This window comes from Streptosporangium sp. NPDC000095 (assembly GCF_042899335.1).
Classification (GTDB): domain Bacteria; phylum Actinomycetota; class Actinomycetes; order Streptosporangiales; family Streptosporangiaceae; genus Streptosporangium.
In genome coordinates, this window is record NZ_JBIAZS010000012.1 from 232,925 (window position 1) to 259,077 (window position 26,153).

Here is a 26,153-nt window from a genome sequence, read left to right on the forward strand (position 1 = left end):
GCCCGGCGGCCGATCGGCCGGGCCTCAGCTTTTCACGGCCCCGCCGGCCAGGTCGGTCCTCCAGTAGCGCTGCATCGTGAGGAAGAGCGCGATCAACGGGATGATCGAGAGCAGTGTGCCGGTGAGGATCAGGTTGTAGAGCGAGGGCTGGTTGGCCCCCGCGGCGAGCAGGGTGTAGAGCCCGACGGTGAGCGGGAACCTCTGGTCGTCGCCCAGCATGATGAACGGCAGCAGGAAGTTGTTCCAGATGGCGACGAACTGGAACAGGAAGATGGTCACCATGCCGGGCAACATGAGGGGCAGGGCTATCCGGCCCAGCAGCAGCCGGTGCCCGGCGCCGTCGATGCGCCCGGCCTCCAGCAGCGCGTCGGGGACGGCGGCGGTGGCGTAGACGCGGGCGAGATAGATGCCGTACGGGCTCAGGATCTGCGGGAGCAGGACCGACCAGTAGGTGTCGGCGAGCCCGATCCGGGAGAACAGCAGATACTGCGGGATGGCGAGCACCACGGCGGGTACCAGGACGCCGCCGAGCAGCAGGTTGAAGATCAGGTTGCGGCCGGGGAAGCGATATTTGGCCAGGGTGTAGCCGGAGACGGCGGAGACGGCCGTGGACAGCAGGGCGCCGCCGCCCGCGTACAGCAGCGTGTTGAGCATCCACAGCCAGAACACGCCGTCGCGGTAGGCGGCGAGGTCGGCGAGGTTGGACAGCAGGCCGGTGCCGGGGGCGAAGGTCGAGGTGGAGAACAGCTCCGCCTTCGACTTGCCGGCCGCCACCAGCACCCAGCTGACCGGCAGCAGGCAGTAGAGCGCGCCCAGCAGCAGGATCGCGGTCGGTGCGATCCCGGCAGGGCGGCGTCGGCGGCCCGCCCCGGTGGGGGTTGTGGTGGCCATCAGCCCTCCCCGAAGGCGCGGTCGCGGACGACGCGCAGGAAACCGAACGACAGGACGAGGGAGATCGCCGCGATGACGATCGAGGTGGCGGCGGCCGAGTAGAGGTCGCCGGTGACGAAGGCGTCGCGGTAGACCTTCATGAGCGGGCTCCAGGTCGAGCTGATCGTGTTGGTGAGCGGCCGCAGGGTGGTCGGCTCGGTGAAAACCTGGATCGTGGCGATGATGGAGAAGACCGTGGTCAGGATGATCGCGGGCAGCAGGATCGGGACCTTGACCCGCAGTGCTATTTGGATCTCGCTCGCCCCGTCGATCCTGGCGGCCTCGTAGTAGGTCCTGGGCACGGCGCGCAGCGCGGTGTAGAGGACCAGCGTGTTGAAGCCGACGCCGCCCCAGACCGCCACGTTCGCCATGGACAGCACCACCGTGCCCGAGCCGAGCAGGTCGATGTCGAGCACCTGGCGGATCGGGCTGAGGCTGGGCAGGTAGAGGAAGCCCCACAGCAGGGTCGCGGCCACGCCCGGCACCGCGTACGGCAGGAAGAGGGAGATCCTGGAGAAGCGGGCGAGCCGCACGTGCGCCGAGTCCAGCAGCAGCGCGAACAGCAGGGCGAGCCCGAGCATGACGACGAGCACCAGCAGGCCGTAGCCCAGGACGCGGAGCCAGCCGGCCCACAGCTCGCCGTCGGCGAGTGTCGCCGCGTAGTTGTCGAGGCCGGCGAAGACCTCGCGGCGGGAGCCCTTGCCCAGGCCCAGTCCCGAGACCTTCGTGCGCCGCAGGCTGAGGTAGGCCGTGTAGGCGATGGGGAGGGCCATGAAGAGTGTGAACAGCGCCATGGCCGGTGCGAGGAGGAGGTAGGGGACGGCGCTCGCGGTGCGAACGCCGCCGCCGGGGCGTCGTGTCATCGGGCGAGCTGGAATCCGGACTTCTGCATGTCCGCGACCGTCGCGTCCTGCATCTTCACGAGGGCGTCTGAGAACGCCGACCTGTCCTGCAGGGCCTTGTCGAAGGCGTCCTTGAAGGCGTTGTAGGTCACGTTGACGTTCGGGCCGAAGGTGAAGCCGCGGGCGCCGCTCGCGATCGTGGCGGTCCGCTGCCAGAAGTCGGGCTGGTTGGAGAAGTATTCGGGGGCCTCACCGAGCATGGTGCCGCCCTTGGTGGCCGCGGGGTAGAGCGCGCCCTCGGAGACGAGCAGACCGAGCGCCTCGGGGTCGGTGTTGAGCCAGGTCGCGAACTTCGCGGCGGCGGCCAGGTGGGGGGACTTGGCGGAGACCGCGGTGGAGGAGCCGCCCCAGAAGCCGCTCGCGTTCTCACCGGCGTTCCACTGCGGCAGCGGGGCGATCGCCCATTTGCCCTTCGCCTTGGGGGCGTTGCCGGACAGCACGCCCGGGGCCCAGACCGCCGAGGGCCAGGTGAGCAGCCTGCCGTCGTTCAGCGCCTTGTTCCACTCGGGGGTGAAGTACGGCTGGTCGTCGATGACGCCCTCGGAGACGAGGCCGCCCCAGTAGTCGGCGACCTTCCTGGTGGCCTCGTCGTCGACGGCGACCTTCCAGGACTCGCCGCTGATCGACCACCACTGGGCGCCCGCCTGCTGGGCGAGGCCGACGAAGGAGCCGGGGTCCTTGCTGGAGAAGGTCCCCAGGAAGACCTTGGGGTCCTTCTTCCGCACGGTGCGGGCGGCCTCGGCGTACTCGTCCCAGGTCTTCGGCACCTCGATGCCGTACTTGTCGAACAGGTCCTGGCGGTAGTAGAGCATCATCGGGCCGCTGTCCTGGGGGAGCGCGTAGACGGCGTCGGTGCCGAGCGTGACCAGGCCCCAGACGCCCTCGCCGAACTCGCCCTTCGCCGCGCCGGCCTCGCCGGAGAGGTCGGCCACCGCGTCGGCGGCGACGAAGGAGGGCAGCATCTGGTACTCGGCCTGGACGAGGTCGGGAGGGTTTCCCGCCTTGGCGGCGGTGAGGAACTTGGCGGCCGCGTCGTCGCCGCCGGCCTGCTTGCTGACGGTGACCTGGATGTTGGGGTTGGCCTGGTTCCAGACCGTCACGATCTTGTCCATGTTGGGGACCCAGGTCCAGTAGGTGAGTTTCACCGGCCCGGCGGGGGCCGAACTCCGCGCGTCCGGGGCGGCCGCCTCCTGGGGGGTGCCCGAGCACCCGGCGGCCAGGGCGGCGGCGAGGAGCGCGGTCGCCACCGCTACGAGCCGGTTCATCTGCATGTGTTCCTCCGTGGGGGGCGTGGGGGTCCGTGTGGGGGTTCATGTCAGGTTCGTGACGGGTTATGACGGGTCTATGACAGAGGCGTCGGCCGCTGGGAGGCCACGAGGTGGGCCGCCGGCGAAGTCGGCGAGAGAGGCCGAGAGGAGGCCGCCGGCACCTCTCTGGGAACGTTCACAGACTGAAATTAGCCGGGAGGTGCTGTCAATGCCCGTTACGTTCTTGTTAACCCGCTGATGTGCCGGGGATCTCGGCGCTGGCCTTCCGGGGGCATCGGTCGTACATTACTGTGCACGTTCACAGAAACCGTTCGAGGGGGAGTCGTTGCCCGGATATCCAGCCCTGCCGGAGGGCATCGCGTACGGCGGGGACTACAACCCCGAGCAGTGGCCGGAGGAGGTCTGGCGCGAGGACGTCCGGCTGATGCGCGAGGCCGGGGTGAACCTGGTCAGCCTCGGGGTGTTCAACTGGAGCATGCTGGAGCCCGCCGAGGGGGGCTACGACTTCGGCAGGCTGGACAGGATCGTCGACCTGCTGCACTCCTGGGACATCATGATCGACCTCGCGACGCCGACCTCGTCCCCGCCCACCTGGTTCAGGACGGCATACCCCGGCGCCCGCCTGGTCGACCGTGAGGGCCGCGTCGTCGCCGGAGGCTCCCGGCACAGCTTCTGCCCGAGTTCCCCCGAGTACGCCGTCGCCTCCGAGCGGATCGCCGAGCGGCTCGCCGAGCGCTACGCCGGGCACCCGGCGGTCGCGATGTGGCACGTCCACAACGAGTACGGCTGGGCCAACGCCCGCTGCTACTGCGAGACCTCCGCCGAGGCGTTCCGCGACTGGCTGCGCGAGCGGCACGGCGACGTGGCGGCGCTCAACGCCGCCTGGGGGACCACGTTCTGGGGGCTGACCTACGGCTCGTTCGAGGAGGTGGAGCCGCCGAGGCTCGCACCGCCCGGCCAGCTGACGGCCCTGCAACTCGACTACGCGCGCTTCTCCGTCGACGCGCACATCGCCAACTTCCGCCGCGAACGCGACGCCATCCGTCGCTTCGGCGACCAGCCGGTCACCACCAACTTCATGATCGCCAACTGTGAGCCGATGGACTACTGGCGCTGGGCGGGCGAGGTGGACGTCGTCTCCAACGACCACTACCTCGACGCCGGGCGGGCCGAGAACCACATCGAACTGGCCATGGCCGCCGACCTCACCCGCTCGGTGGCGGGTGGGCGCCCGTGGATGCTCATGGAGCACTCGACCGGCGCCGTCAACTGGCAGCCGCGCAACCTCGCCAAGCGGCCGGGGGAGATGCGGCGCAACAGCCTCGCCCACGTCGCCCGGGGATCGGACTCGGTGCTGTTCTTCCAGTGGCGCGCCTCCCGGCACGGCGCGGAGAAGTTCCACTCGGCGATGCTGCCGCACGCCGGGACGGACTCCGGCCTCTGGCGCGACGTGGTCGCCCTCGGCGCCGACCTGCGCGGGCTGGCCGGCCTGCGCGGCTCCCGCGTCGAGGCCGAGGTCGCGCTCGTATGGGACTGGGAGTCGTTCTGGGCGCTGGAGCTGGAGTGGCGCCCCTCGGTCGACCTGCGCTTTCGCGAGCGGATGGAGGCCTACTACGAGGCGCTCTGGCGCGAGCACGTCACCGTCGACTTCGCCCACCCGGGTGCCGACCTCTCGGCGTACCGGATGGTCGTCGTCCCCAGCTCCTACCTGCTCACGGAGGCGGCCGGCAAGAACCTGCGCCGCTACGTGGAGGCGGGCGGGCACCTGGTCGTCTCCTACTTCTCCGGAATCGTCGACGAGAACGACGCCGTCCACCCCGGCGCCCCTCCCGGCGCGCTGCGCGACGTGCTCGGCCTGGCGGTGGAGGAGTTCCACCCGCTGCCGGAGAACGGCACGGTGCCCGTCGGCGACGACGGCCTGACCGGCCGGATCTGGTCCGAGCGGATCCGCCTCGCCGGGGCGCGCGCCGTGCACGCCTTCACCGGCGGGCCGGACGCGGGCCACCCCGCGGTGACCCGCCACGAGCTGGGCGCGGGCACCGCCTGGTACGTCGCCACCGCCCTCGACCCGTCCCCCGACCGCGCCCCCGGCGTTCCCGAAGGGTTCCGCGCCCCCGGCCACGCCCCCGGCGTTCCCGAAGGTCGCCGTGACTCCGGTGACCCCGGTGACCTCGGCGGCCCGGCGGGCGACACGGGAACGGGCACCGAGCGGGATCTGCGCGCTCTCCTTCGCGCGGTCCTCGACCAGGCGGGCGTGTCCCGCCCGCGCGGCCTGCCCGACACCCTGGAGCTCGTACGCCGGGGCCGCCACCTCTTCCTCATCAACCACGGCGAGGAGCCGGTCACCGTCCCGGAGGTGAGCGGGACCGGGATGCTCGACGGCGCCGCGTACACCGGGTCGGCGACCGTGCCCGCCGGCGGCGTCACGGTCGTCGAGCCGGCCGGAGACGCGTGATCGTCCCCGGGGTCGCGCCCGCCACCTGAGCGCGGCACCCGGGGTCTCGGGGATCGTCCACATCACTCCTGACCAAGTGAGGACCCTTGAAGAAGATCCTGATGGCACTGCTGGTGTGTGCCGCCGCCGTCCTGGTGCCGTTACCGGCCCGAGCCGCCCCCACGGTCGCCAACGGCGGCTTCGAGACCGGAGGCGGCGTCGCCGCGCCGGTCTCGTGGAGCACCGCGGGCAACGCCTCCGCCGACTTCACCGAGGCCGGCGGTCGCACGGGCTCCTACCGCCTGTCGCACTGGTCCACCGCCGCGTACACCGTCGAGACCAACCAGACGCTGACCGGCCTGGCCTCGGGCGCCTACACGCTCCGCGTCTGGGTGAGGTCGGGGGCGATGAGCCAGAGCTGGATCGCGCTGCGGAACTGCGGCTCCGCCGAGAGGCGGACCCACGCGCCGGTCAGCTCCTCGGAGTGGATCCAGATCGTCGTCACCCAGAACGTGACGGGCGGCCAGTGCACGATCTCCCTCGGCTCCGCGGCGGCGGCGGGCGGCTGGGCCAACTTCGACGACGTCACCTTCGCGGCGGGGTCGGCGACGCTGGCGGTGAAGGGCGCCGACACCTCGAGCCTGCCCAAGTCGGAGGCGTACGGGGGCAGGTACCACGACGCCGGGGGCGCGCGGGGTGACGCCCTCGCGATCCTGGCGGCGGCCGGAGCCAACTACGTCCGGCTGAAGGTGTGGGTGAACCCGGCCGACGGCTACAACAACAAGGCGCGGGTGCTGGCCATGGCACAGCGGGTCAAGGCGAGGGGGATGCGCCTGCTCGTCGACTTCCACTACTCCGACACCTGGGCCGACCCGGGCAAGCAGTACAAGCCGGCCGCGTGGAACGGATACACGTTCGCGCAGCTCAAGACGGCTGTCTACAACCACACCTACGACGTGCTGAACGCGCTGAAGGCGCAGGGCACCACCGCGGACATGGTCCAGGTCGGAAACGAGATCAACGACGGCATGCTCTGGGAGGACGGTCGCAGCTCCAACTTCGGCAACCTCGCCCAGCTGCTCAACTCGGGCTACAGCGCGGTCAAGGCCGTCTCGTCCTCGACCCGGGTGGTGCTGCATCTGGCCGAGGGCGGTGACAACGGGCTGTTTCGCTGGTGGTTCGACAGCGCCGCGGCGCACGGCGTGAACTACGACGTGATCGGCGTCTCCTACTACCCCTACTGGCACGGCACGCTCGGCGCCTTCCAGGCGAACATCAACGACATCGCGTCCCGGTACGGCAGGCCCGTCCTGCTCGCCGAGACCGCCTACCCCTTCACCACGGGCAACGACGACGGCCTCGCCAACATCATCACCGCGGCGACCCCGTACCCCGGATACCCGGCCTCGTCGGCGGGCCAGTCGGCGATGCTGCGCGACGTGATGAGCATCGTGCAGGCCGTGCCGGGCGGGCGCGGGCTCGGCGCGGTGTACTGGGAGCCCACCTGGACCGCGGTGACCGGGAACGGCTGGGACCCGGCCGACCCGTCCTCGGGCAACGGCTGGGAGAACCAGGCGTTGTTCGACTTCGCCGACAGGGCGCTGCCCGCCCTCGCCCAGTTCACCCACCAGTGATCCTCACGGCGGCACGCCCGGGACATGCCGGGCGTGCCGCCGTGAGACGTCGTCGCGGGGCAGAGGCGCGGCCACGCCCCACGGCTCGAGCTTCCGTTTTGAGTCCGGCTCGGGTCAGGGCCGCGACTACTCTCCCGCGGCGCGATCCTCCGTCTTGAGTCCGGCTCGGGTCAGGATGTCCTCGTGGGCGGCGATCGCCTCGGCGCGGAGGCGGGGCAGGTCGACGCCGACCAGGACGCCGCCGCGCTTGCGGATCACACCGGCGACGAGCACCGTGTCGACGTCGGCCCGGTCTGCCGAGGAGACCACGGTGGCCGCCGGGTCCCGCAGGGGGAGGGTACGGATCGAGTCGGCTCGGACGAGGAGGACGTCAGCCGCCTTGCCCGGGGTGAGGGTGCCGGTTCGGTCGCCCAGGCCGCAGGCCCGGGCACCGTCGAGGGTGGCCAGCCGCAGGACGTCGCGGTGGGTGAGCGTCGGGGTGAAAGGATCCTCCGGGTTCTCGGGCAACGCCTCGGCGCGGCCGAGGGCGAGTGCCATCCGCAGCTGGGTGAACATGTCGCCGGGCGAGGTGGTGACGGTGTCGATGCTGAGCGTGGGGGCCACACCGTGCGCGAGCATCGCGGTGATCCGCGGCAGGCCGTGGCCCATCACCAGTTCGACGTACGGCGCGATCGAGACTGTGCCCCCGGAGTCGGCGATCATCGCGATCTCGTCGTCGGCGCTGGTCGTGCAGTGGATGAACGTGGTGTTCTCGCCGAGCAGGCCGAGCCGGTGCAGGGAGCGGATCGGATGGCCGGTCGCGCCGCCTGAGCGCATCGCGGTGTGCACCGAGACGCGGACGCCGAGTTCACGCGAGAGTTTCCAGTCGTTCACGGCGACCTCGTCGACGACGTTGCCGGGCTGGCGGAGTGCGAGCGCCATCGTGAGCAGGCCGTCGTCGGAGGGGAAGTGCTCGGCCCTGATCCGGCGGGCGTCGGCCGGGTGGTTGAGCTCGCTGCGGTACCACCACTGGCCGCCGGCCGGCATGCCGTGTGCGTACATCGCCCGGATGCCGGCCTGCCGAAGGCCCTCGATCGCTCCGTCCGCGTGGTCCGGGGTCTCGCTCGGCGACCAGTCGACCATGGTCGTGATGCCGGCGTCGAGCGCGTCGAGGGCACCGACGTAGTTGCCCAGCCGCATCAGCTCGGGGGTGTAGGCCGGGGCCACGCTGTTGAAGATGGTCCCCATGAACTCCCCGAGCGTGCAGCTCGGCAGCAGGCCGCGGACCAGCGACTGGTAGGTGTGGCGGTGGGTGTCGACGAAGCCGGGAAGCACGACGGTGCCGGTCGCGTCGAGGATCTCCGCGTCCGCGGCGGACAAATCGGGACCGATCTCGGCGATCCGCCCGTCGACCACGAGGACGTCGCCGTCGACGTCGCCCAGCGCCGGGTCCATGGTCACCACGCGGCCACCGCGGATCAGCAGTCGGCTCATCGGCCCTCCTCCAGGACTGCGGCCAGTTCGCCGCTCGCGTACACGGGCCGGCCGCCGAGCAGGGTCAGCTCCGACTCCAACGTAAGGATCTTGTTCACGTCGACGGTGAAGTAGTCGTCGGAGAGCACCGCGAGGTCGGCGCGGAAGCCCGGTTCCAGCGCGCCGATCTCGTGCTCGGCGAAGCAGTTCCAGGCGCTGCCGCGCGTGTAGAGACGCAGTGCCTCGTCGCGGTCGAGCAGGTTCTCGTCGGCGACGATCCGGTCGCCACCGATGGTGCGGCCGGTCAGGTAGAAGTGCAGCGAGGTGAACGGGTCGTAGGAGGCGCCGCGCATCGCGTCGGTGCCGGCGCTGACCGGAACCCCGGCGTCGAGCAGGGCGCGCAGCGGTGGCGCGTCGCGTACCCGTTCGGCGCCGAACGCGCCCACCATCTGGTCGCCGAGGAAACGCAGCAGGCTCTGGGTGAGGACGCCGAGTCCGAGTGCGCGGATGCGTCCCACCTGCGCCGAATTGATCATCTCGCCGTGCACGATGCCCCATCGCAGCGGCGCGAGCGGATGGCGGGCGTTCACCTCCTCGCAGGCCGCGATGACGGTCTCGATCACCTCGGGCCGGTGCGCGTGCATCTGTACCGGCCAGCCACCGGCCGCCAGGTCGGTGAAGACGCGGATCAGTTCGGTCCGGTCGGCGTCGGTCACGTCGACCCGGGTGTGCACCCGGTCGTGCAGGCCGTAGAGCACGACCTCGCCGAAGCCGAGCAGCCGGAGCGTTCCGCTGCCGTGCCGGGGGCGACCGTAGCGCAGGTATCCGGCGATCTCCTCGGCCTCGCGCCCACGCGCCGACGCGTGCACGGTCAGGAACGTCCGTACGGTCAGGTCGCCGCGCCGGTCCACCTCGTACACGGCCTCGTAGACGTCCGGACCGGTGTTCACGCCGCCGCCGTCGATCAGCGCGGTCACCGCGAAACGGTTGAGGTCGCGGGAGAGCCGGGCGGTCGAGGCGATCTGGGCTTCCAGTGTCTCCTTGGGCAGCCGGGCGTAGAGCCATTTGCAGCCCTCCATGCCCAGTACCCGGCCGGTCGGCCGGCCGTGGCCGTCCCACTCGAACAGGTGCGCTCCGGCCGCGCGGGCGGTCTCGGCGGTGAGACCGGTGGCGCGCATTCCCGCGGTGTTGACCTGGGCCCAGTCGTACATCATCTGCACGAAGACGGGGCGATCCGGCGCGACCTCGTCCAGTTCGGCGAGATCCGGTCCGCGTCCCTCCGGGAACTGGCGTTCGTGCCAGCCGCCGATCACCAGCACCCACTCGTCCGGCGTCCGGGTACCGGCCGTCTCGGCGATGGTCCGCAGACCGGCGGCGAGGCTGGGGCAGCGTTCCCAGCGCAGCTCCGAGTTCCAGGTGAGCCCGGCCCGCACGAAGTGGATGTGGTTGTCGACCAGGCCGGGGATCACGCAGCGGCCTCCCAGGTCCACGACCCGGGTGCCGGAGTCGGCGTACCGGCGGATCTCGTCGGTGCTCCCGGCCGCGAGCACCCGCCCGGCGCGCACGGCGAGGCCGCTCACCCGCCGCCCGCCCGCGCTGGTGGTGATGTCGCCGTCGACCAGGATGAGATCGGCCGTCATCGGGCGATCCTCGGCTCGCCCAGCAGCGGGCTGGTCAGCAGGTACATGCCGGAGTTCGTGAAGGCCCAGACCAGGCGGCGGTCCCACTCCACGAAGATGCTCTCGGTCGGCACGAGATAGGAGCGCGGGTCGCCCAGCTCGTCGGTCATCTTCGGCACGAAGTACCCGGCCAGGGCCGGTCGGCGGACGTCGGTGAGGTCGAACATCTGAACACCCGCGTTGCCGAAGGAGTACAGCGTGAGGTTGGGGTCGGCCGTCCCGGGGTGGGCGTTGGAGCCGAAGCGTTTGGGACCGAACTTGCCCCGCCGGAACACGAAGTCCTGGTAGGGCGCTCCGGCAGGCGGAACCGGCCGGGGGAACGTCGCCACGATGTGCGGATTCGCCGGGTCTTTGACGTCGATCACATAGATGTCCTTGTACGGCTCGTACCCGTCCTCGTTCATCGGGCCGCCGTTGACGAACACGACGCCGTGGCTGGTCACCCGGCTCGTGTCCACCACGTCGCCTTCGATGCCGGCCCAGCTGTGCGGCAGGTCGAGATGGCCGCTGACCAGTGGGCGGCGCGGGTCCGCGAGGTCGAGCACGTACAGCCCGAGGCCACCCATGACCGCGTAGCCGTACCGGCCGCCCTGCTCCAGGGGCACCGGCACCGACATGGGCACCCGCGCGCCGATCCACGAGGTCCGGTTGCCGTGTCTGCTCCACGACTCGTAGGCGTCGGTCTCACCCGCCCGCTGGCCGGGCACCCACCAGGTGGACAGGAGCTTCGGGTGCGCCGGATCCTCCATGTCGTACACGAGCTGCGCGGGCGTGTACGGGTAGGTGGCGAACTCCTGGTTGACGAACGTGTCGTCGGGGGCGGCGGCGATGAACATGTAACGGCCGCCGTCGTAGGCGGGCGTGTCCACCCCGCCGGAACCCTGGTGGATCCCGGTGGCCGGGTCGACCGGGCCGGTCGGCACCTCGGCGAGCAGCTTCCAGTCGGTCGGGCCGGTCAGCTCGTAGACCCGAAAGCCGCGGAATCCGGGCGCCGCCATCAGCCGAGGCAGCACGGCGGGGTCGGCGTACTTGTTGGAGTCGGGCCCGTAGGTGCGCGGCACCTCGAAGCACTGCACTAGAATCCAGGCGTCCCGCTGCTTGTTGTAGGCGATGGCCGCCGCCCCGAACTCGCCCTCCTCGGGGCCGTACCGCTTTTCGAGAACCAGTTCACGGGCCGTCGGGTCGGTGATGTCGTAGACGTTGAGAGCCTGTCGGTAGTAGTGGAACATGTAGCGTCGGCCGCCCATGTCGACGACGTTCTGCCAGGTGTGGGTCAGCCTGACGACCGTGGGCCAGCGGGCCTCGACGGTCATGTTGGAGGTGTACTCGCGGTCCTCCAGGTAATCCAGGCTCTGCGGCAGGGGCCGCGGTCCGCTCACGTACGGTGTGCTCTGCGGATGGACGAAGAGCCGGCGCTCTTCGTCCCACCCATAGTCCTTCGTGGTCAACGTTCTTCCCCTCTACTGTGGACCGGCCACGCTCATCAGCGCGCGGACGCGTTCGCGGTCGCCGTGGAAGCCGGCGGGGTCGGTGTGCCAGGCGATCTCGCCCTTGACCATCACCGCGACGTTGTCGGCGAGTTCGAGTGCCAATCGCACGTTCTGTTCGACGAGCAGGACGGTGATGCCGTCCTCGCGCAACGCGCGGACGACGTCGGCGACCTGCCGCACCACCATCGGGGAGAGCCCGTCCGACGGCTCGTCGAGCAACAGCAGGCGCGGGTTGGTCAGCAGCGCCCGGCCGATCGCGAGCATCTGCTGCTCGCCGCCGGAGAGCTGGTCGCCGCGGTTGCCCCGCCGCTCCCGCAGCCGCGGCAGCAGTTCGTAGAGCCGATCCAGCGTCCAGGGTCCCGGCCGGTTGCGGCGTACGGCGATGCGCAGGTTCTCCTCGACCGTCAGCGGGCTGAACACCCGCCGTCCCTGGGGCACCAGCGCGATGCCGGTCGAGGCGATCCTGTCGGTCCGCTCGCGGGTCAGCTCCCGCCCGGCGAACACGACACTGCCCGAGTACGCCCGTACGAGCCCGATCACCGACATGACCAGGGTCGACTTGCCGACCCCGTTCCTGCCGAGCACCGCGAGCACGGTGCCTTCGTCGATGGTCACGTCGACGCCCTGCAGCACCACGCTCCCGTCGTATCCGGCGCGCAGACCGCGCACTTCCAGCAGCGGGCTCACGGGATCTCCTTCAGGTCGTCGTCGGTCGCCGACCAGGACAGATACGCCTCCTGGACGGCAGGGTCGGCCGACACCTCGGCCGGTGTGCCGGTGGCCAGGAGCTTGCCGTGGTGCAGTACGGAGATGTCGGTCGCCAGGCTGAACACGACGTCGAGGTCGTGCTCGACCACGATCACCGTCAGGTCGTCGGGAAGTGTCTTGACCAGCTGGACGAAGGCGTCCGACTCGGTCGCCGACATGCCGGCCGTGGGCTCGTCGAGCAGCAGCAGGCGGGGCTTGGAGGCGAGCGCCAGGGCCAGCTCCAGCTGACGGCGCTCGCCGTGGGACAACGATGACACGAGGTCACCGCTCCGCTCGGCCAGGCCCACCGCGGTGAGACATTCCCGGGTGGCGGCGGCCCGGTCCGCGTATCGGGCGGAGCCGCGCCACCACACGGTGCCGATGCCCTGCACCCGCTGGGCGGCGAGCGCGACGTTCTCGGCGACTGTGAGCGACATGAAGACGCTGGAGTGCTGATAGGTCTGGGCGATCCCCATCCGGACCCGGCGTGGCTGGGAGTAGCGGGTGATGTCGTCGTCGAAGTAGCGGATCCGGCCGTCGGTCGGACGGACCTCGCCGGAGAGCAGCTTGAACATCGTGGACTTCCCGGCGCCGTTGGGTCCGATCAGCGCGTGCCGGGCCCCGGCGCGGACCGTCAGCGTCACGCCGTCGACCGCGCGCAGCGCGCCGTACGCCCGGGTCAGGCCATCCAGCCGTAGTGCGGCGGTCATACCCGCTCCTTCCGTAGCGGCTCGGCGGTCACGGCCGCGGGCGGGCGACGGCGCAGCGGGTTGCGGATCCCGGCGAAGCCGTCCGGCAGCGTGTAGACCACCACCACGAGCACCACGCCGAGTACGAGGGGGCCGAGGCCCTGCATGGAGATCGGCAGCATGTTCTGCGCGACGATGATCAATGCGGAGCCGGCCACCGCCCCCCAGAGGCTCTGCGACCCGCCGACGATCAGCGCGAGCAGTGCCAGCGCCGAGGTGTGGAAGCTCATGTCGGACGGGGAGATGAACAACGTCTGGGTCACCCACAACGACCCGGCCACGCCGGCGAACGCGCCGCTGACGGTGAACGCGGCGTATTTGTAGAGGGCGGTGCTGTAGCCGAGCGCGCGCATCCGCGGTTCGTTGTCGCGCACGCCGCGTAGCGCCCGGCCGAACGGCGAGCGGATCAGCAGCGCGATGAGGGCCGCCATGAGGAGCACGGCTCCGGCGATGTACCAGTAGACGACGGCGATATGCCGCAGCGTGACGCCGGGCAGCAGTGTCAGCGCCGGAATGTTCGCGAGGCCGTCGGAGCCGCCGGTGAGGCTGACCCGCGCGATGGCCACCAGGGCGAGCAACTCGCCGATGGCCAGCGTCAGCATCAGCACGTACGTGCCCCTCACCCGGACGAGCAGCCAGCCGGTGGCGGCGGCGACCAGCGCCCCGGCCGCCGCCGAGATCACCAGCAGTGTGGGTGCGCTGGTGGTCAGGTGGCCGGCCAGCAGGGCGGTCACGTAGCCGCCGACGCCGAAGAAGCCGGCCTGTCCGATGGTCGGCACTCCGGCGATGCCCATGAGCAGGACGATGCTCATCACCATGAGGGAGAAGGCCAGGATCTGGGTGAGGGTGGACACCGCGTAGGGGCCGAGCAGGAACGGTGGCGCGGCGGCGGCCAGCACGAGCAGTGGCGGGACGAGCAGTGGCGGGACGAGCGCGCCCGTGGCCGGACGTTCGAGGATGTTCATGTGGTCGCCTCCGCTCGGCCAAGGAGGCCGTGCGGCCGCACGACCAGGACCAGCGCCATCGCGCCGAATATGAGAAACGGGGCGACCTCGGGCGCAAGGGCCGTGCCGAGGGTCTGCACCTGACCGATCAGCAGGCCGCCGATGAGCGCGCCGCGGGCCGATCCCATGCCGCCGATGACCACCACGACCAAGGCGATCAACAGGACGTGGCCGTCGAGCCCGGGCGCGGCGCCGAGCATCGGGCCGCCGAGGACACCCGCCACCACGGCGAGTGCGGAGCCGACGGCCAGCACGCCGTAAAGGATCTTCCGGGTGTCGATGCCGAGCGTGCTGACGATGTCGGCGTCGGCGACGATTGCCCGCACGACGGCACCCATCATCGTGCGCTCCAGGATCACCTCGGCCAGCAGGGCGATGAGCAGCCCGAAGCCGATCAGCACCAGCCGGTAGACGGGGTAGGGGTTGCCGAGGATCGTGACGCTGCCGTCCAGGCCGGCGGGTGCCGGCACCGAGCGCACATCCGCGCCGAAGATCCACAACAACAGGCTGGACCCGGCCAGCGAGATGCCGAGTGTGAGCAGTGCCTCCGCCATGTGGCCGCGGCGGGTCAGCAGCCGGGTCATCGTGGTGAGCCCGACCCCGGCCAGTGCGCCGACGGCCAGCGCGATGCTGAGCGCCAGCACCCACGACAGCCATGCGCCGCTCGGTGCCACGACCACGGCGGCGACATAGGCGCCGGCGAGGAAAAGCGTGCCGTGCGCCAGGTTCAACAGGTTGAGCATGCCGAACACGAGCGACAGACCGACGGCCAGCGTGTAGAGCAGTAGGCCGTACGCCAGCCCGTTGATCACCGTGATGAGGTTGGCGTCGAACCATTGCGTCGCTACGGACACGTTCCTCCCTTCATTGGATGCTTCATCGATACCTGGGGCGGGCGGCGCGTCCTGTCGGGGCACGCCGCCCGCGGGTTTTCAGGACTTCTTGCCGTCGCTGGAGTAGACGCCCAGGACCTCGATCACCTCGTCGCTCATGACGCCGTCGGTCTCGGTGGCCCGCCGCAGGTAGATGGTCTGGCTGGGTGCCTGGAAGGTGTCGAAGCGCCAGGTCCCGCGCGGCGTTTCGACGTCACCCACCTTGCCCAGCGCCACGTTGACGGCGTCTCCGGTGATCGCGCCGTCGCCGATCGACGCGATCGCCTTGTCCAGCACCGCGGCCGAGGCGTACTGGGCCTCGGAGTAGACGGACGGCTGCGCGTTGAACTTGGCCACGTACGCGTCGACGAACTCCTTGTTGACCGGGGTGTCGATGCTCGGGCTGTAGATCGAGTTCGTCAGCACGCCGGCGGCGGCCGAGCCCTGCGCGGCGAGGTTGCCCTCGGTCAGCGCCTGGTTACCGTAGAGCGTCGCCTGGTCTTTGAGACCGAACTGGCCGTACTGGGTCACGAACTTGGTGGCCTCGGCGCCGGCGTAGAACGCGTACACCGTGCCGGCCTTGCTCTTCTTGATCTCCGACAGGTACGGCTGGTAGTCCTGGGTGGTGCCGAACGGTGTGAACGTGGTGCCGACGACCTCGACTCCGCCGGCCTCCAGGCCCGCCTTGACGTCGTCGATGATGTCGCGGCCCTGCTTGTAGTCCGCGCCGATCAGGTAGGCCGGCTTGTCCTTCGCCTGGGCCACGAGGTGGTCCACGATGGATGTGTTCATCATCGGATTGGTCCAGCCGACCCGCCACCAGAACGGGTTGTCGGCGACCTGGCCTGTGGAGACGACCGGGATCTTCGCGTCGGAGAAGACCGTGGCCACGCCGACGGCCGTGGCGCTGTTGACGATGCCGGTGACGACGCTCACCTGCTCCTGCTGCACGAGCCGCCGGGCGGCGGCCGTGCCGGTCTGCGGCGTGCTGCCCTCGTCGACCGTGACCAGGTCGATCTTGCGGCCACCCAGTTCGCCGTTGTTCTTGTCGAGGTAGATCTGCATCGCTCGATCGAGGTCGGTGCCGATCGAGGCGTAGATGCCGGACTTCGGCACCATGAACCCGATCTTGATCGAGTCGCTCGTGCCGGTTGATTCGGCACTCTCGCCGCCCGCGACGGTGCTGCCGCCGCAACCGGTCAGGGCGAGTGCGAACGCGAGCGCGGCGATCCCCGATACGGCCCCTTTGCGTGTCATGTCGTTAGCTCCCTGTGCTGTGGCACGGCCGGTTCCCTCCTACGGTCGGAGCCGGTGGCCACGCCCGTAACGATGCCTGACTTTGGTGCCTATTTATCTTCGGATAAATACCGGTTTGGGTAATTATGTCGCCTCGAAGTGCCCTAGTGGCCATGTGGCTTAGCCAATTTAAACGGACGATCCGCCCATGGTGTCAAGGTCGCGAACGGCTCGTTACCAAGCCGTAGCTACCGGCCGACGGTCACGTATTCAGGTTCGAATAACGCCTCGACACCGGCCAGGGCGCCACCCGCCGCGGGCGCCGCGCCGACCGCCGCGAGCAGGTCCTCGACCGTTCCCGCCGGCGATTTCGGCGACGACCTCGGCCGTCGCCGGGCCGGTCACCGGGACGTGGTCGGCCCGGCGACGGCCCGACCCGCTCGCCCGCGACGAAATTCCGGCTGAGACGTCCACCGAAATCACAGCGTTCATACAGCGCTCATGTGGAGTCGCGCCGCAGACCGGCGTTGGCCGCCTGCACGTCGTACATGGACAGGAAGTCGTCGTCGCGGTGGCCCTGCCCGATCGCGGCCTGGATGATCTGGTGCACCAGGCTCGCCACCGGCATCGGCACCTCGTGGGTCCGGGCGGCGCCGAGGCCGAGATCGAAGTCCTTGCGCAGCAGCGCGGTCGTGAAGGTCGGACGCCAGTCCCGTTCCAGCAGGTCGGGGGTGCGGTGACGGACCCACTCGGAGCCGAGCACGGTGCCGCCGAGGAACTCCAGGAACGCGGCCCTGTCCACACCGCCCTTCTCGGCCAGCGTCACCACCTCGATCAGGGACTCGACCATCATCCCCAGGTAGAGGTTGTGGCAGACCTTGACCAGCCTGCTCACCTCTCCCGGACCGGCGTAGACCGCGCTCTGGCCGATCGTCTCCAGCAACGGCCGGACCAGGTCGAAGCTCTCCCGGTCGCCCGACGCCACCAGGCGCGCGTCCCCGGCGGCGACCACATGCGGGTTTCCGCTCACCGGGGAGGCCACGAAACGCACGCCGCGCGCGGCCGACTCGGCGCGCGCCTCGGCCGACGCCTCCGCGGAGACGGTCGAGCAGTCGACCACCGTGCCCGGCAGGGCTGTTCCCTCGTAGAGACGGCGCAACACCTCGCGCAGGTCGTCCGAGGTCGAGACCATGATGAACACGACGTCACAGCCGCCCAGGTCGGACACCTCGTCGGCGACCGTCGCGCCGCGCGGCACCAGCGCCTCCGCCTTGGCCCGCGTACGGTTCCAGACCCGCACCGGGAGGCGGGCGTCCAGCAGGCGGCCGGCCATCGCCGCGCCCATCCGTCCAGCGCCGATCCAGCCGATCTCTGTCATCTTCTCTTCTCCGCTCACAGTAGGTCGGCGCCCCGCGTATACCGGATGCCCGTCACGTACAGCTGGTCGGCCGGGAATCGGGTGAGCAGCTGACAGCCGTCCGCGGTCACCACGACCTCCTCCTCGATGCGCGCGGCGGCGCTGCCGTCCGGCGTCGGCCAGTAGGTCTCGATCGCGAAGACCATGCCCTCCTGCAGCGTCACCGGATGCTCGAAGGAGTGGTACCGGCTCATCAGCGGCCGCTCCCAGTTGGACAGGCCGAGCCCGTGGCAGTACTGCAGCCCGAACGCCTCCTCCTCGTTGGCGTACCCGAACTCCTGAGCGGCCGGGAAGTGCCGGACCACGTCGGCCGAGGTCGCGCCGGGACGGATCTCGGCGATCGCGTTGTCCATGAACTCCCGGGCCCGCCGGTACGCCTCCACCTGGGCCAGGCCGGCCCCTCCGACGTTGAACGTCCGGTAGTAGCAGGTCCGGTAGCCGTTGAAGGAGTGGATGATGTCGAAGTACGCGGTGTCGCCGGGCCGGATCAGGCGGTCGGAGAACACGTGCGGATGCGGGCTGCAGCGGCCGCCGGAGATGGAGTTGACCGCCTCGACCTCTTCCGAGCCGTGCTCGTAGAGATAACGGTTGACCAGCGCCACGCAGTCGTTCTCGCGGATGCCCGGCCGCAGGGTGCGGAACAGCTCCTCGTAGGCCCCGTCCACCAGGCCGGCCGAATGGTCCAGCAGGGCGATCTCGTCGGGGGTTTTGACCGCGCGGACGTCCTGCATGAACGAGTGTCCGTCGACGACGGTGAGACCGGCGCCCTCCAGGGCGCGCAGCACCGGCAACTCGACCACGTCGACACCGATCGGCTCACCTGCCAGGCCGTGGTCGCGGAGCAGTTGGGCGATCCTGGCCGCGTTGCCCCGCTCGACACCCACCTCCTCGGGAATCGAGCCACGCCAGCTGGACAGGCCCGCCTGCCAGCTCTCCTTGCCGAACCAGGGCGCGAACCGCTGGTGCGTGCGTGCGGCCGAACCGATGTCCCACAGGATCGGCTCCTGGTCCCGCATCACGAGCGCGCACCGGAAAAGCTTGTCGCGCGCCCAGTTCCCGATGTGGGTGCCGGTCGTGTAGCGGATGTTGTTCATGTCGAACAGAACAAGCGCGCCCAGGTCGGAGTGGGCGAACGCGTTCTGCACCTTGGCGAAGCGCTCCCTGCGGAGCCGGTCGAAGTTGACTCGTTCCTCCCAGTCGACACCCATGGTCGCGCCGAGTGAGGCGATCGAGCCGGTCTCCGCCGGTGGAGCATAGAAATTGGTCACAGGGCCTCCCGTATCAGACTGGTGAGTACTCGCCGACGGCGGCGGGACTTGTCGGGGCGACCGGCGCGGGGCCGCCCGGTTTGAGCACACCCCACACCGCGTCGACGATCGACTGGGTGGTGAGGTCGTAGGTCTGGAAAAGGTGATGGGCGGTCAGCGCGCCCTCGGCGAAGGTGTCCCGCAGGCCGACCCGGCGCAGCCTGGCGCCCGACCCGGCCTCGGCCAGGGCCTCGGCGACCGCCGATCCCAGGCCGCCGACGATCGTGTGGTTCTCCGCGGTCACGACCGCGCGCACCCCGGCCGCGGCGTCCACCACCGTGGCGGCGTCCAGCGGCTTGACCACGGGGGCGTGCACGAGGCCGCAGTCGATCCCGGTGGCGGCGAGTATGTCGGTGGCGACAATGGCGGCGGGAAGCATCATGCCGTTGGCGACGATCACCGCGTCGCCGCCCGTCCGCAGCCGCTGGGCGCGGTGCATCGAGAACTCGTACCCCTCCTCGAAGATCACCGGGATCTCACCGCGCTTGAGGCGCAGGTAGACCGGGCCCGGATGGTCGAGGATCGCGGGCACGACCTGTTGGATCTCCGTGGCGTCGGCGGCGTCGATCACCGTCAGATTGGGCAGCGCACGCATCAGCGCCACGTCCTCGATGGCCTGGTGGCTCGGGCCACCGGGGCTGGAGATGCCCGGCATGAAGCCGACGATGCGCACCGGCAGGTTCGGGTACGCGACGGCGTTGACGATCTGGTCGAACGGGCGCCGGGTGGCGAAGACGCCGAAGGTGTGCACGAACGGCACGTGACCGGCCCGGGCCAGCGCCCCGGCGATGCCGATCATGTTGGCCTCGGCCATGCCGACGTTGATGAAACGTTCCGGCAGCTCGTCGCGGAACAGGTCTATCTCGCACTGACGGGTCAGGTCTCCGGACAGGCAGACGATCCGCTCGTCGACGCGGGCCAGATCCAGCAGTGTCCTGCCGTACGGTTTCAGGACTGTGGGGTACGGCGGTCTACGCAAGGCGGGCCTCCAGTTCGGCGACGGCCTGCTCGGCCAACTTCGGGGGGAGCTTGACGAAGTGTCCGTCGATGGTGCTGGGCAGACAGTCCAGGCCGGTGGTCGTGGCGGTCCTGGCGGTGACGACCGCGGGGCGGTCGGACCGGACGGCCTTCTCGAGCGCGGACTCCAGCGCCTGGATGTCGTGGCCGTCCACGTCCTGGGCGTGCCACCCGAACGCGCGCCACTTGTCGGCGACGGGCTCGATCGTGGTGATCTCCGCGACCGGGCCGTCCACCTGGGAGTTGTTCGCGTCGACGAGCGCGATGATGCCGCCGAGCCCGTGGTGGGCGGCGAACATCGCCGCCTCCCAGACCTGGCCCTCCTCCAACTCGCCGTCACTGACGAGCACAACGGTCCTGGCGTCGGTGCGGCCCAGCAGCCGGTCGGAGAGCGCGAAGCCGACCGCGGCGGACAGGCCCTGACCCAGCGATCCGCAGGTGAGGTCGATCGAGGGGGAGCGTTCCGTGCCGATCGCTTCCAAACGCGAGCCGTCGTGACCGTAGGTCGCGAGCGCGGCCGGATCGAGCAGGCCGCACTCGGCCGCCGCCGCGAACGCTCCGATCACATAGTGGCCCGGTGAGATCACGATGCGGTCCACCTCGGGTCGGTACACCCTGCCGTAGACGGTCGCCAGGATCTCGGCCGACGACAGCGCCTGTCCCAGATAGCCAAGCCCATGCGTCGCCACCATCCGCACGGCGTGAAGCCGGATGCGGTCGGCCAACGCGGCGAGTGACTCGGTTTTTTGGTCCATGTCTGCTCTCTAGTGGTAAAGTGGCTATGCCGCTTTAGTACAACCACAGAGCTTATGCCGTGTCAAGCCCTCTTCCTGGCGATTCCGTGGCGGGCGTACGCTCTCTCTCGTCTTGGTCAAACTGGAGGAATCCATGGCGCTGGCGGACCACGAAAACGGTTCACGCCCACGCAAGGTTGTGGAGTTCGGGGCCGTCCGAACCGTGTCGACCAGCCGGCTCGCAGACGACGTCGCCGAGCAGATTCGACAGCTCATCATCACCCGGGACATCGCCGAAGGTGCGCGCCTGCCGTCGGAACGTCACCTCGCGGAGATGTTCGGCGCCAGTCGGCCGATCGTCAGCCAGGCCTTGCGCACGTTGTCGCTCATGGGGCTTGTCGAGATCAAGCAGGGCTCGGGAGCGTACGTGATGCGCCGCCCGGAGTCGGGCCTGGCCGCCTCCGTCAACCTGATGCTCGACCTCGACAGGCAGTCCTTGTCACGCCTGGTCGACCTGAGGCTCTGGCTGGAGACGCTGGGCGCGACCGAGGGGCTGCGAAACCCCGAAACCGACCTCGCCGAGGTGAGGTCGGCGCTGCAACGCCTCAAGGAGAGCATGGCCCACGGCACGTCGGCGTGGATCGCCGCCGACACGGTCTTCCACGCGGCGGTCGTCCGGACCTCCGGCAACCCGTTCCTGACCTCGATCTACGAGGCGGTCCACACCGCGATCATCTCTTACGAGTACGACGACTGGGTCAACAGGGACCTGATCCCCGACTGGCTGTTACCGGACAGCGCCGACGCTCAGATGGCCATTCACAAGCCCATCCTGGACGGGATGACCGCCGGTGACGACACCGCCACCCGCGCCGCGATCCGTCACCACCACGAGGTGATGCTCCAGCACATCGAGCGCAGCCGCCGTTAGCGTCGCGAGAAAACATCGCGGGCCGCATGCCTTGAGGGGCTCACGCCGGGAAAGACGGCGGACGGGTGATCCGGCCCTCGGGCCGGCACGGGTGAGGTCCGTGTGACAGGACGGTCGCCACCTGAGGTGTCGGCTCCGCCACGACGAGATCCGGCTACTGGTCGACCTCGGCGCTGCCGTTGACGCGGAGCTTGCGGCGGGCGCGGTCGTAGAAGCTCTTGGGGCCGAGCCTGACCACCCAGGCGGCGGCGCGGATGGCGGTGATACCGAGCGCGTCCCCGGGTGTCAGGTGCGCGGCCACCGCGCCGTCCACCTCCACGGCGAGTCGTCCGCTCGTCGGCAGCAGATCGAGCACCACCCGCTCGTCGGCCGACAGCACGAGGGCCCGGTTGAACGACGAGTGCGCGGCGGCGGGAACCACCAGGAACCCCTCGACCGTCGGCGACACGATGGGACCGCCCGCGGAGAAGCTGTAGGCGGTCGACCCGGTGGGGGTGGCCACGATCACCGCGTCGGCCGCGTAGCGCACGAAGGGATGGCCCTCCACGGTGATCGACACCGCCGACAGCCCGTCACCCGGTATCCGCACCAGGGCGATGTCGTTGAACGCGGTCATCGTCGTGCCGTCGGGCAGGGTCGCCCGCACCGCCATGCGCGGCTCGACGCTGTAGTCGTGGTTGTCGATGGCCGACAGCGCGGGAGGCAGCTCGTCGACGTCGATCTCCGCGAGGAAGCCCAGCTTGCCGAGGTTGACGCCCAGGACGGGGAGCTTGCGCTCCGAGGCGAGCCGCATGGTGCGCAGCATCGTGCCGTCGCCGCCGAGGCTGACGAGCAGGTCGGCGCGGTCGACCAGGGTGGGGGCGTCGACCGCGACGGCGCTGCAGTCGATGCGCCCGACCTCGTCGGGCAGCCCGAGCACCGTGACGTCGCGGGCGCGGGCCCACTCCACGATCGTGTCGATGGCCACCTTCGAATCGCGCTGCGGGTGCAGAACCAGTCCCACGGTCTTGACCATCCCCATGCCTCACACTGTACGGGGAGCCGCCATCGGATCCGTACGCCGAATCCCGCGGTCCGCGAGATCGGGGTACGGCGGCGAGGAGCGGGCGAGCCCTTGGGCGGCAGGCCCCGCGGTGAGTGCGGGCACAGGTGCGAGCGCCGGGCACAGATAAGGGTTCGGCGGCGAGGAACGGGCTTCCAGGCGTAGGGGCTTTCGGGCGTGGCGGAGGTGGAGAGCCTCAGCCCTGGCGCCTTTTCTTCATCCGCGCCTCGTGGAGGTGGCGGCGCCCGCCGGCGAGCCGCTCCCTGATCCGCCTTTCCACGCCGGTGAAGGCGGCGTGGTAGCCGTCCTCGTACTCCTCCACGATCTGGAAGGTCCACCTGTTGGGGATGACGTCCAGGCCGATCAGCTCGCGGGTCACCATGTCGGCCATCTCGGGGTGGCCTGCGGCGCACAGCAGTTCCACGGCCTCGTCGAGTTGCAGGTCGGCGTGGCCGGTCAGCTGGTGGAAGGAGTAGAGGTGCCCGCGAGCCCTCTCGGTCGTCTCCAAGGCCTCGGAGAGCTTGCCCAGGGCCTCGGCGGTCGCGTCGTCGACCTCGATATCGGCCCCGGTGCCGGCACTGCTGTCGGCCTCGGTTGCGGCATCGACGCGGGACGAGGCGTCGGGCGAGGTTCGGGAGGAGGCCGTCTCCGGCCGTACGTCGTGGGTCACCCGATCTCCTCCTCGCGGGGCGGCGGCGGTGCTCGGGGCGGTGTGCCGGATCTCGGTCGCTGTCGGCTGCACGCCCTCTGAGCTGTGGGAACGTGTCCCTACCCCGGGTGGAGAGCGTGAATCACCGGCTTTGGACCGTGCGCGAAGAGGTGGTCTTGAGGCAACACACAGTTAAATGCCAGGAAAGGTGGCTACCCTCCGTGGGCATGGACTGGCAGCGCAAGGCAAACAACGCACTTGTCAGGCTCACCGGATTCCAGCTTAACCGAGTAGGAAAAGTTGGTCCACCGGTAGCGGTGAGGACACCCGCGGCGGCGGCGGAGGAATCGTTCAGGCCGCCCTCGGACCCGAAGATCGACCGGCTGCTGATCGCCCCGATCTTCATCCTCTCGCCGGTGCGGTCCGGTTCCACGCTCCTGAGGGTCCTGCTCAACGCCCACTCCATGCTGCACGCCCCGCACGAGCTGCACGTCCGAAGGCTGCGGGTGGAGTTCGGCACCTCGCTGGCGGAGAAGGCGATGGGGGCACTCGGGCACGACCGGGCCGACCTGGAACACCTGCTGTGGGACCGCGTGCTGCACCGCGAGCTGGTCAAAAGCGGCAAGACGTTCGTCGTGGACAAGACTCCGGCCAACGCCTTCGCGTACCGGCGGATCGCCGCGTGCTGGCCGGACGCCCGGTTCGTCTTCCTGCTGCGCCACCCGGCGTCCATCGCGAGTTCGTGGTACGAGGCGGGCGCGGGCAAGAGGACGCCCGAGGAGGCGGCGCTCGACGCCCTTCGCTACATGAAGGCCGTGCAGCGGGCCCGGGGGGCGCTCAGCGGGTGCACCGTGCGCTACGAGGACCTGACCGCCGACCCCGAGACCGAGGGGCGCCGCCTCTGCGACTTCCTCGGCGTTCCCTGGGAACCGGAGATGCTGACGTACGGGGAGCAGTCCGTGCTGGAGAAGGGGCTCGGCGACTGGAAGGACAAGATCCGCTCCGGGAGCGTGCAGCCCGCGCGTGAGCTGCCGACGGCGGAGGAGATCCCCGAGCCGCTCAGGCCGATGTGTGAGAGCTGGGGATACCTGCCGCGCGCCACGGAGCCCGCGTGACGGCCCCGGGGGTGCCCGGAGCTCCCGGTGCGATGAAGATCCGCTACATGCTCCTGCACGCGTACGGCATGGGTGGAACGATCCGCACGGTGATCAACCAGGCGAACGCGATGGCCGCGGCCGGACACGAGGTCGAGATCGTCAGCGTGGTGCGCCGCAGGGAGAGCCCGCAGTTCCCGATCGACGAGCGCGTCCGTCTCCTGGCGCTGTCGGACCAGCGGGAGGCCAGGCCGGTCGACTCGGTGGGACGCAAGGCCTGGCGGCGGATCCGCGGCAAGATCGTGCCCGCGGGGGAGTTCGCGGCCTCCTACTTCACCGAGCGCGTGGAGCGGGCCGTCATCGAGTACGTCTCCGCGCTCCAGGACGGCATCCTGGTCACCACCCGTCCCGCGCTGAACCTCATCTCCGCCCGGCGCACTCCCGCGAGCGTCGTCAGGGTCGCCCAGGAACACATGAACCTGGCCACCCACCCCGCGGCGGTCCGGTCGGCGATCGCCCGCCACTACGGCGGCCTGGACGCGGTGGCCGTGCTCACCGGGACCGACAGGAAGGAATACCAGGAGCTTCTGCCCGACACCCCCGTCGTGCGGATACCCAACGCGGTCGGCCCGGTGCGGCAGCCGCCCGCCGAGCGGGAGGGGAGGCTCGCGGTCGCGGCCGGGCGGCTCGTCGGGCAGAAGGGGTTCGACCTGCTGATCCCCGCGTTCCGGCAGGTCGTCGACCGCCACCCGGACTGGCGGCTGCGCATCTACGGCACCGGCCCGAAGAAGGACAAGCTGCGCGAGCTCCTGAAGGAGCACGCGCTGGGCGACAACGTCACCTTGATGGGACGGACCGAGCACCTCGACGAGGAGCTGGCCAAGGCGTCCTTCTACGTGCTCAGCTCGCGGTTCGAGGGGTTGCCGATGGTGATGATCGAGGCGATGGCCCAGGCGCTGCCCGTGGTCGCCTTCGACTGCCCGACCGGCCCGGCCGACGTGCTCACCCCCGGCGTCGACGGGCTGCTCGTCCCGCCCAAGGACGTCGACGCGCTGGCGGCGGCGATGGTCCGGCTCATCGAGGACCGGGAGTTGCGGGAGCGGATCGGGGCCGCCGCGATCGTCACCGCGCGCGACTACACGCCCGAGGTGGTCATGCCGCTCTGGGAGAACCTGTTCGCCGAGCTTCTGGACCGCGCGCCGGAACGGTAATACTTACCGGCTTTGCCTGACTTTCCGCTTTTAAGGGAAATGTCGCCCTGATTCATATTTCACATTTTTCGTCGCTGTGCTGTCGCGTTTTCGTGCGAGGCCGCGGGCGTGTCCGGGCGCCCGGGATATGGGCGTGTCCGGGACGACCGGGGAGCGTCCGGGATCGGCCGCCTGCGTGTCCGGGGTGCGCCCAGGTCGCGAGGACGTGGCCTGGGCCCGTTTCACACGAGGGGTTTCCGCGTCGCGGCGCCGGTCGCCGAGGATGCGTGATGCCGTGCCTGTCATGACGGACACCCCGGCCCGCGGAGCCCGTCGTATGCGTGCGGCGCCGCGATGAACAAGACATTCAATGTT

General features: G+C 70.0%; 22 protein-coding genes. 5 read left to right on the top strand and 17 right to left on the bottom strand.

The window, feature by feature from the left end:
* Positions 1–24 precede the first annotated feature (24 nt).
* Genes ACFY3V_RS26070 through ACFY3V_RS26080 form a run of 3 tightly spaced genes read right to left on the bottom strand, consistent with a single transcriptional unit; the run spans position 25 to position 3,097 of the window.
* Positions 25–891 carry a carbohydrate ABC transporter permease gene (locus ACFY3V_RS26070; RefSeq protein ID WP_389777010.1) on the bottom strand — a complete coding sequence of 289 codons (867 nt, stop codon included), beginning with the start codon at positions 889–891 and terminating at the stop codon, positions 25–27.
* Positions 891–1,793 carry a carbohydrate ABC transporter permease gene (locus tag ACFY3V_RS26075; protein ID WP_389777013.1) on the bottom strand — a complete coding sequence of 301 codons (903 nt, stop codon included), beginning with the start codon at positions 1,791–1,793 and terminating at the stop codon, positions 891–893. Before ACFY3V_RS26075 ends, ACFY3V_RS26070 begins: the two co-directional genes overlap by 1 nt.
* Complete coding sequence (locus ACFY3V_RS26080) at positions 1,790–3,097, bottom strand: ABC transporter substrate-binding protein (protein WP_389777016.1); 1,308 nt, start codon at positions 3,095–3,097, stop codon at positions 1,790–1,792. Before ACFY3V_RS26080 ends, ACFY3V_RS26075 begins: the two co-directional genes overlap by 4 nt.
* A 328-nt stretch (positions 3,098–3,425) precedes the next feature.
* On the opposite strand from ACFY3V_RS26080, the gene ACFY3V_RS26085 reads away from it, so the two are divergent.
* Positions 3,426–5,555, top strand: coding sequence for a beta-galactosidase (locus tag ACFY3V_RS26085; protein WP_389777019.1), 2,130 nt, complete (start codon positions 3,426–3,428; stop codon positions 5,553–5,555).
* Positions 5,556–5,641: 86 nt separating this feature from the next.
* Positions 5,642–7,168: an arabinogalactan endo-beta-1,4-galactanase gene (locus ACFY3V_RS26090; protein ID WP_389777022.1), complete on the top strand. Its 1,527-nt coding sequence runs from the start codon at positions 5,642–5,644 to the stop codon at positions 7,166–7,168.
* A 126-nt stretch (positions 7,169–7,294) separates the two neighbouring features.
* On the opposite strand, the gene ACFY3V_RS26095 is transcribed toward ACFY3V_RS26090, so the two are convergent.
* From ACFY3V_RS26095 to ACFY3V_RS26150, 12 genes are all read right to left on the bottom strand, one after another.
* Complete coding sequence (locus tag ACFY3V_RS26095) at positions 7,295–8,641, bottom strand: amidohydrolase family protein (protein ID WP_389777025.1); 1,347 nt, start codon at positions 8,639–8,641, stop codon at positions 7,295–7,297.
* Entirely contained in the window at positions 8,638–10,260 is a 1,623-nt protein-coding gene (locus ACFY3V_RS26100; RefSeq protein WP_389777028.1) for an amidohydrolase, read from the bottom strand. Before ACFY3V_RS26100 ends, ACFY3V_RS26095 begins: the two co-directional genes overlap by 4 nt.
* A complete protein-coding gene (locus ACFY3V_RS26105) occupies positions 10,257–11,747 on the bottom strand; it encodes an LVIVD repeat-containing protein (protein ID WP_389777031.1) in 1,491 nt (496 codons plus the stop codon). Before ACFY3V_RS26105 ends, ACFY3V_RS26100 begins: the two co-directional genes overlap by 4 nt.
* A 12-nt stretch (positions 11,748–11,759) precedes the next feature.
* On the bottom strand, positions 11,760–12,476 hold the full coding sequence (locus ACFY3V_RS26110) for an ABC transporter ATP-binding protein (protein WP_389777034.1): 717 nt from the start codon (positions 12,474–12,476) through the stop codon (positions 11,760–11,762).
* On the bottom strand, positions 12,473–13,246 hold the full coding sequence (locus tag ACFY3V_RS26115) for an ABC transporter ATP-binding protein (RefSeq protein WP_362902211.1): 774 nt from the start codon (positions 13,244–13,246) through the stop codon (positions 12,473–12,475). Before ACFY3V_RS26115 ends, ACFY3V_RS26110 begins: the two co-directional genes overlap by 4 nt.
* Positions 13,243–14,250, bottom strand: a complete 1,008-nt coding sequence (locus ACFY3V_RS26120; RefSeq protein WP_362902209.1) for a branched-chain amino acid ABC transporter permease — start codon at positions 14,248–14,250, stop codon at positions 13,243–13,245. Before ACFY3V_RS26120 ends, ACFY3V_RS26115 begins: the two co-directional genes overlap by 4 nt.
* Positions 14,247–15,143 carry a branched-chain amino acid ABC transporter permease gene (locus ACFY3V_RS26125; RefSeq protein WP_389777038.1) on the bottom strand — a complete coding sequence of 299 codons (897 nt, stop codon included), beginning with the start codon at positions 15,141–15,143 and terminating at the stop codon, positions 14,247–14,249. Before ACFY3V_RS26125 ends, ACFY3V_RS26120 begins: the two co-directional genes overlap by 4 nt.
* A 78-nt stretch (positions 15,144–15,221) precedes the next feature.
* The gene (locus tag ACFY3V_RS26130) at positions 15,222–16,418 is read right to left on the bottom strand and encodes an ABC transporter substrate-binding protein (RefSeq protein ID WP_389777041.1); all 1,197 of its coding nucleotides are present in this window, start codon (positions 16,416–16,418) and stop codon (positions 15,222–15,224) included.
* A 478-nt stretch (positions 16,419–16,896) separates the two neighbouring features.
* Complete coding sequence (locus ACFY3V_RS26135; RefSeq protein ID WP_362902203.1) at positions 16,897–17,775, bottom strand: NAD(P)-dependent oxidoreductase; 879 nt, start codon at positions 17,773–17,775, stop codon at positions 16,897–16,899.
* Positions 17,776–17,789: 14 nt separating this feature from the next.
* Positions 17,790–19,082 carry a Xaa-Pro peptidase family protein gene (locus ACFY3V_RS26140; RefSeq protein ID WP_350946047.1) on the bottom strand — a complete coding sequence of 431 codons (1,293 nt, stop codon included), beginning with the start codon at positions 19,080–19,082 and terminating at the stop codon, positions 17,790–17,792.
* Between the two features lie 13 nt (positions 19,083–19,095).
* Positions 19,096–20,100: a transketolase C-terminal domain-containing protein gene (locus tag ACFY3V_RS26145; RefSeq protein WP_362902201.1), complete on the bottom strand. Its 1,005-nt coding sequence runs from the start codon at positions 20,098–20,100 to the stop codon at positions 19,096–19,098.
* Complete coding sequence (locus tag ACFY3V_RS26150; RefSeq protein ID WP_362902199.1) at positions 20,093–20,893, bottom strand: thiamine pyrophosphate-dependent enzyme; 801 nt, start codon at positions 20,891–20,893, stop codon at positions 20,093–20,095. The genes ACFY3V_RS26145 and ACFY3V_RS26150 overlap by 8 nt, the downstream gene beginning before the upstream one ends.
* A gap of 202 nt (positions 20,894–21,095) precedes the next feature.
* Here ACFY3V_RS26150 and ACFY3V_RS26155 point away from each other — a divergent pair, with 202 nt between their 5' ends.
* A complete protein-coding gene (locus ACFY3V_RS26155; protein WP_362902197.1) occupies positions 21,096–21,803 on the top strand; it encodes a GntR family transcriptional regulator in 708 nt (235 codons plus the stop codon).
* 154 nt (positions 21,804–21,957) lie between these two features.
* Here the strand turns inward: ACFY3V_RS26155 and ACFY3V_RS26160 are convergent, their stop codons facing one another.
* Positions 21,958–22,824, bottom strand: a complete 867-nt coding sequence (locus ACFY3V_RS26160; protein WP_350946051.1) for an NAD(+)/NADH kinase — start codon at positions 22,822–22,824, stop codon at positions 21,958–21,960.
* 217 nt (positions 22,825–23,041) lie between these two features.
* On the bottom strand, positions 23,042–23,515 hold the full coding sequence (locus ACFY3V_RS26165; protein ID WP_389777048.1) for a hypothetical protein: 474 nt from the start codon (positions 23,513–23,515) through the stop codon (positions 23,042–23,044).
* Between the two features lie 296 nt (positions 23,516–23,811).
* On the opposite strand from ACFY3V_RS26165, the gene ACFY3V_RS26170 reads away from it, so the two are divergent.
* Both ACFY3V_RS26170 and ACFY3V_RS26175 read left to right on the top strand, forming a co-directional pair.
* The gene (locus ACFY3V_RS26170; RefSeq protein WP_362902193.1) at positions 23,812–24,609 is read left to right on the top strand and encodes a sulfotransferase; all 798 of its coding nucleotides are present in this window, start codon (positions 23,812–23,814) and stop codon (positions 24,607–24,609) included.
* Positions 24,606–25,799: a glycosyltransferase family 4 protein gene (locus ACFY3V_RS26175; RefSeq protein ID WP_350946054.1), complete on the top strand. Its 1,194-nt coding sequence runs from the start codon at positions 24,606–24,608 to the stop codon at positions 25,797–25,799. Before ACFY3V_RS26170 ends, ACFY3V_RS26175 begins: the two co-directional genes overlap by 4 nt.
* The last annotated feature ends 354 nt before the right edge of the window (positions 25,800–26,153 follow it).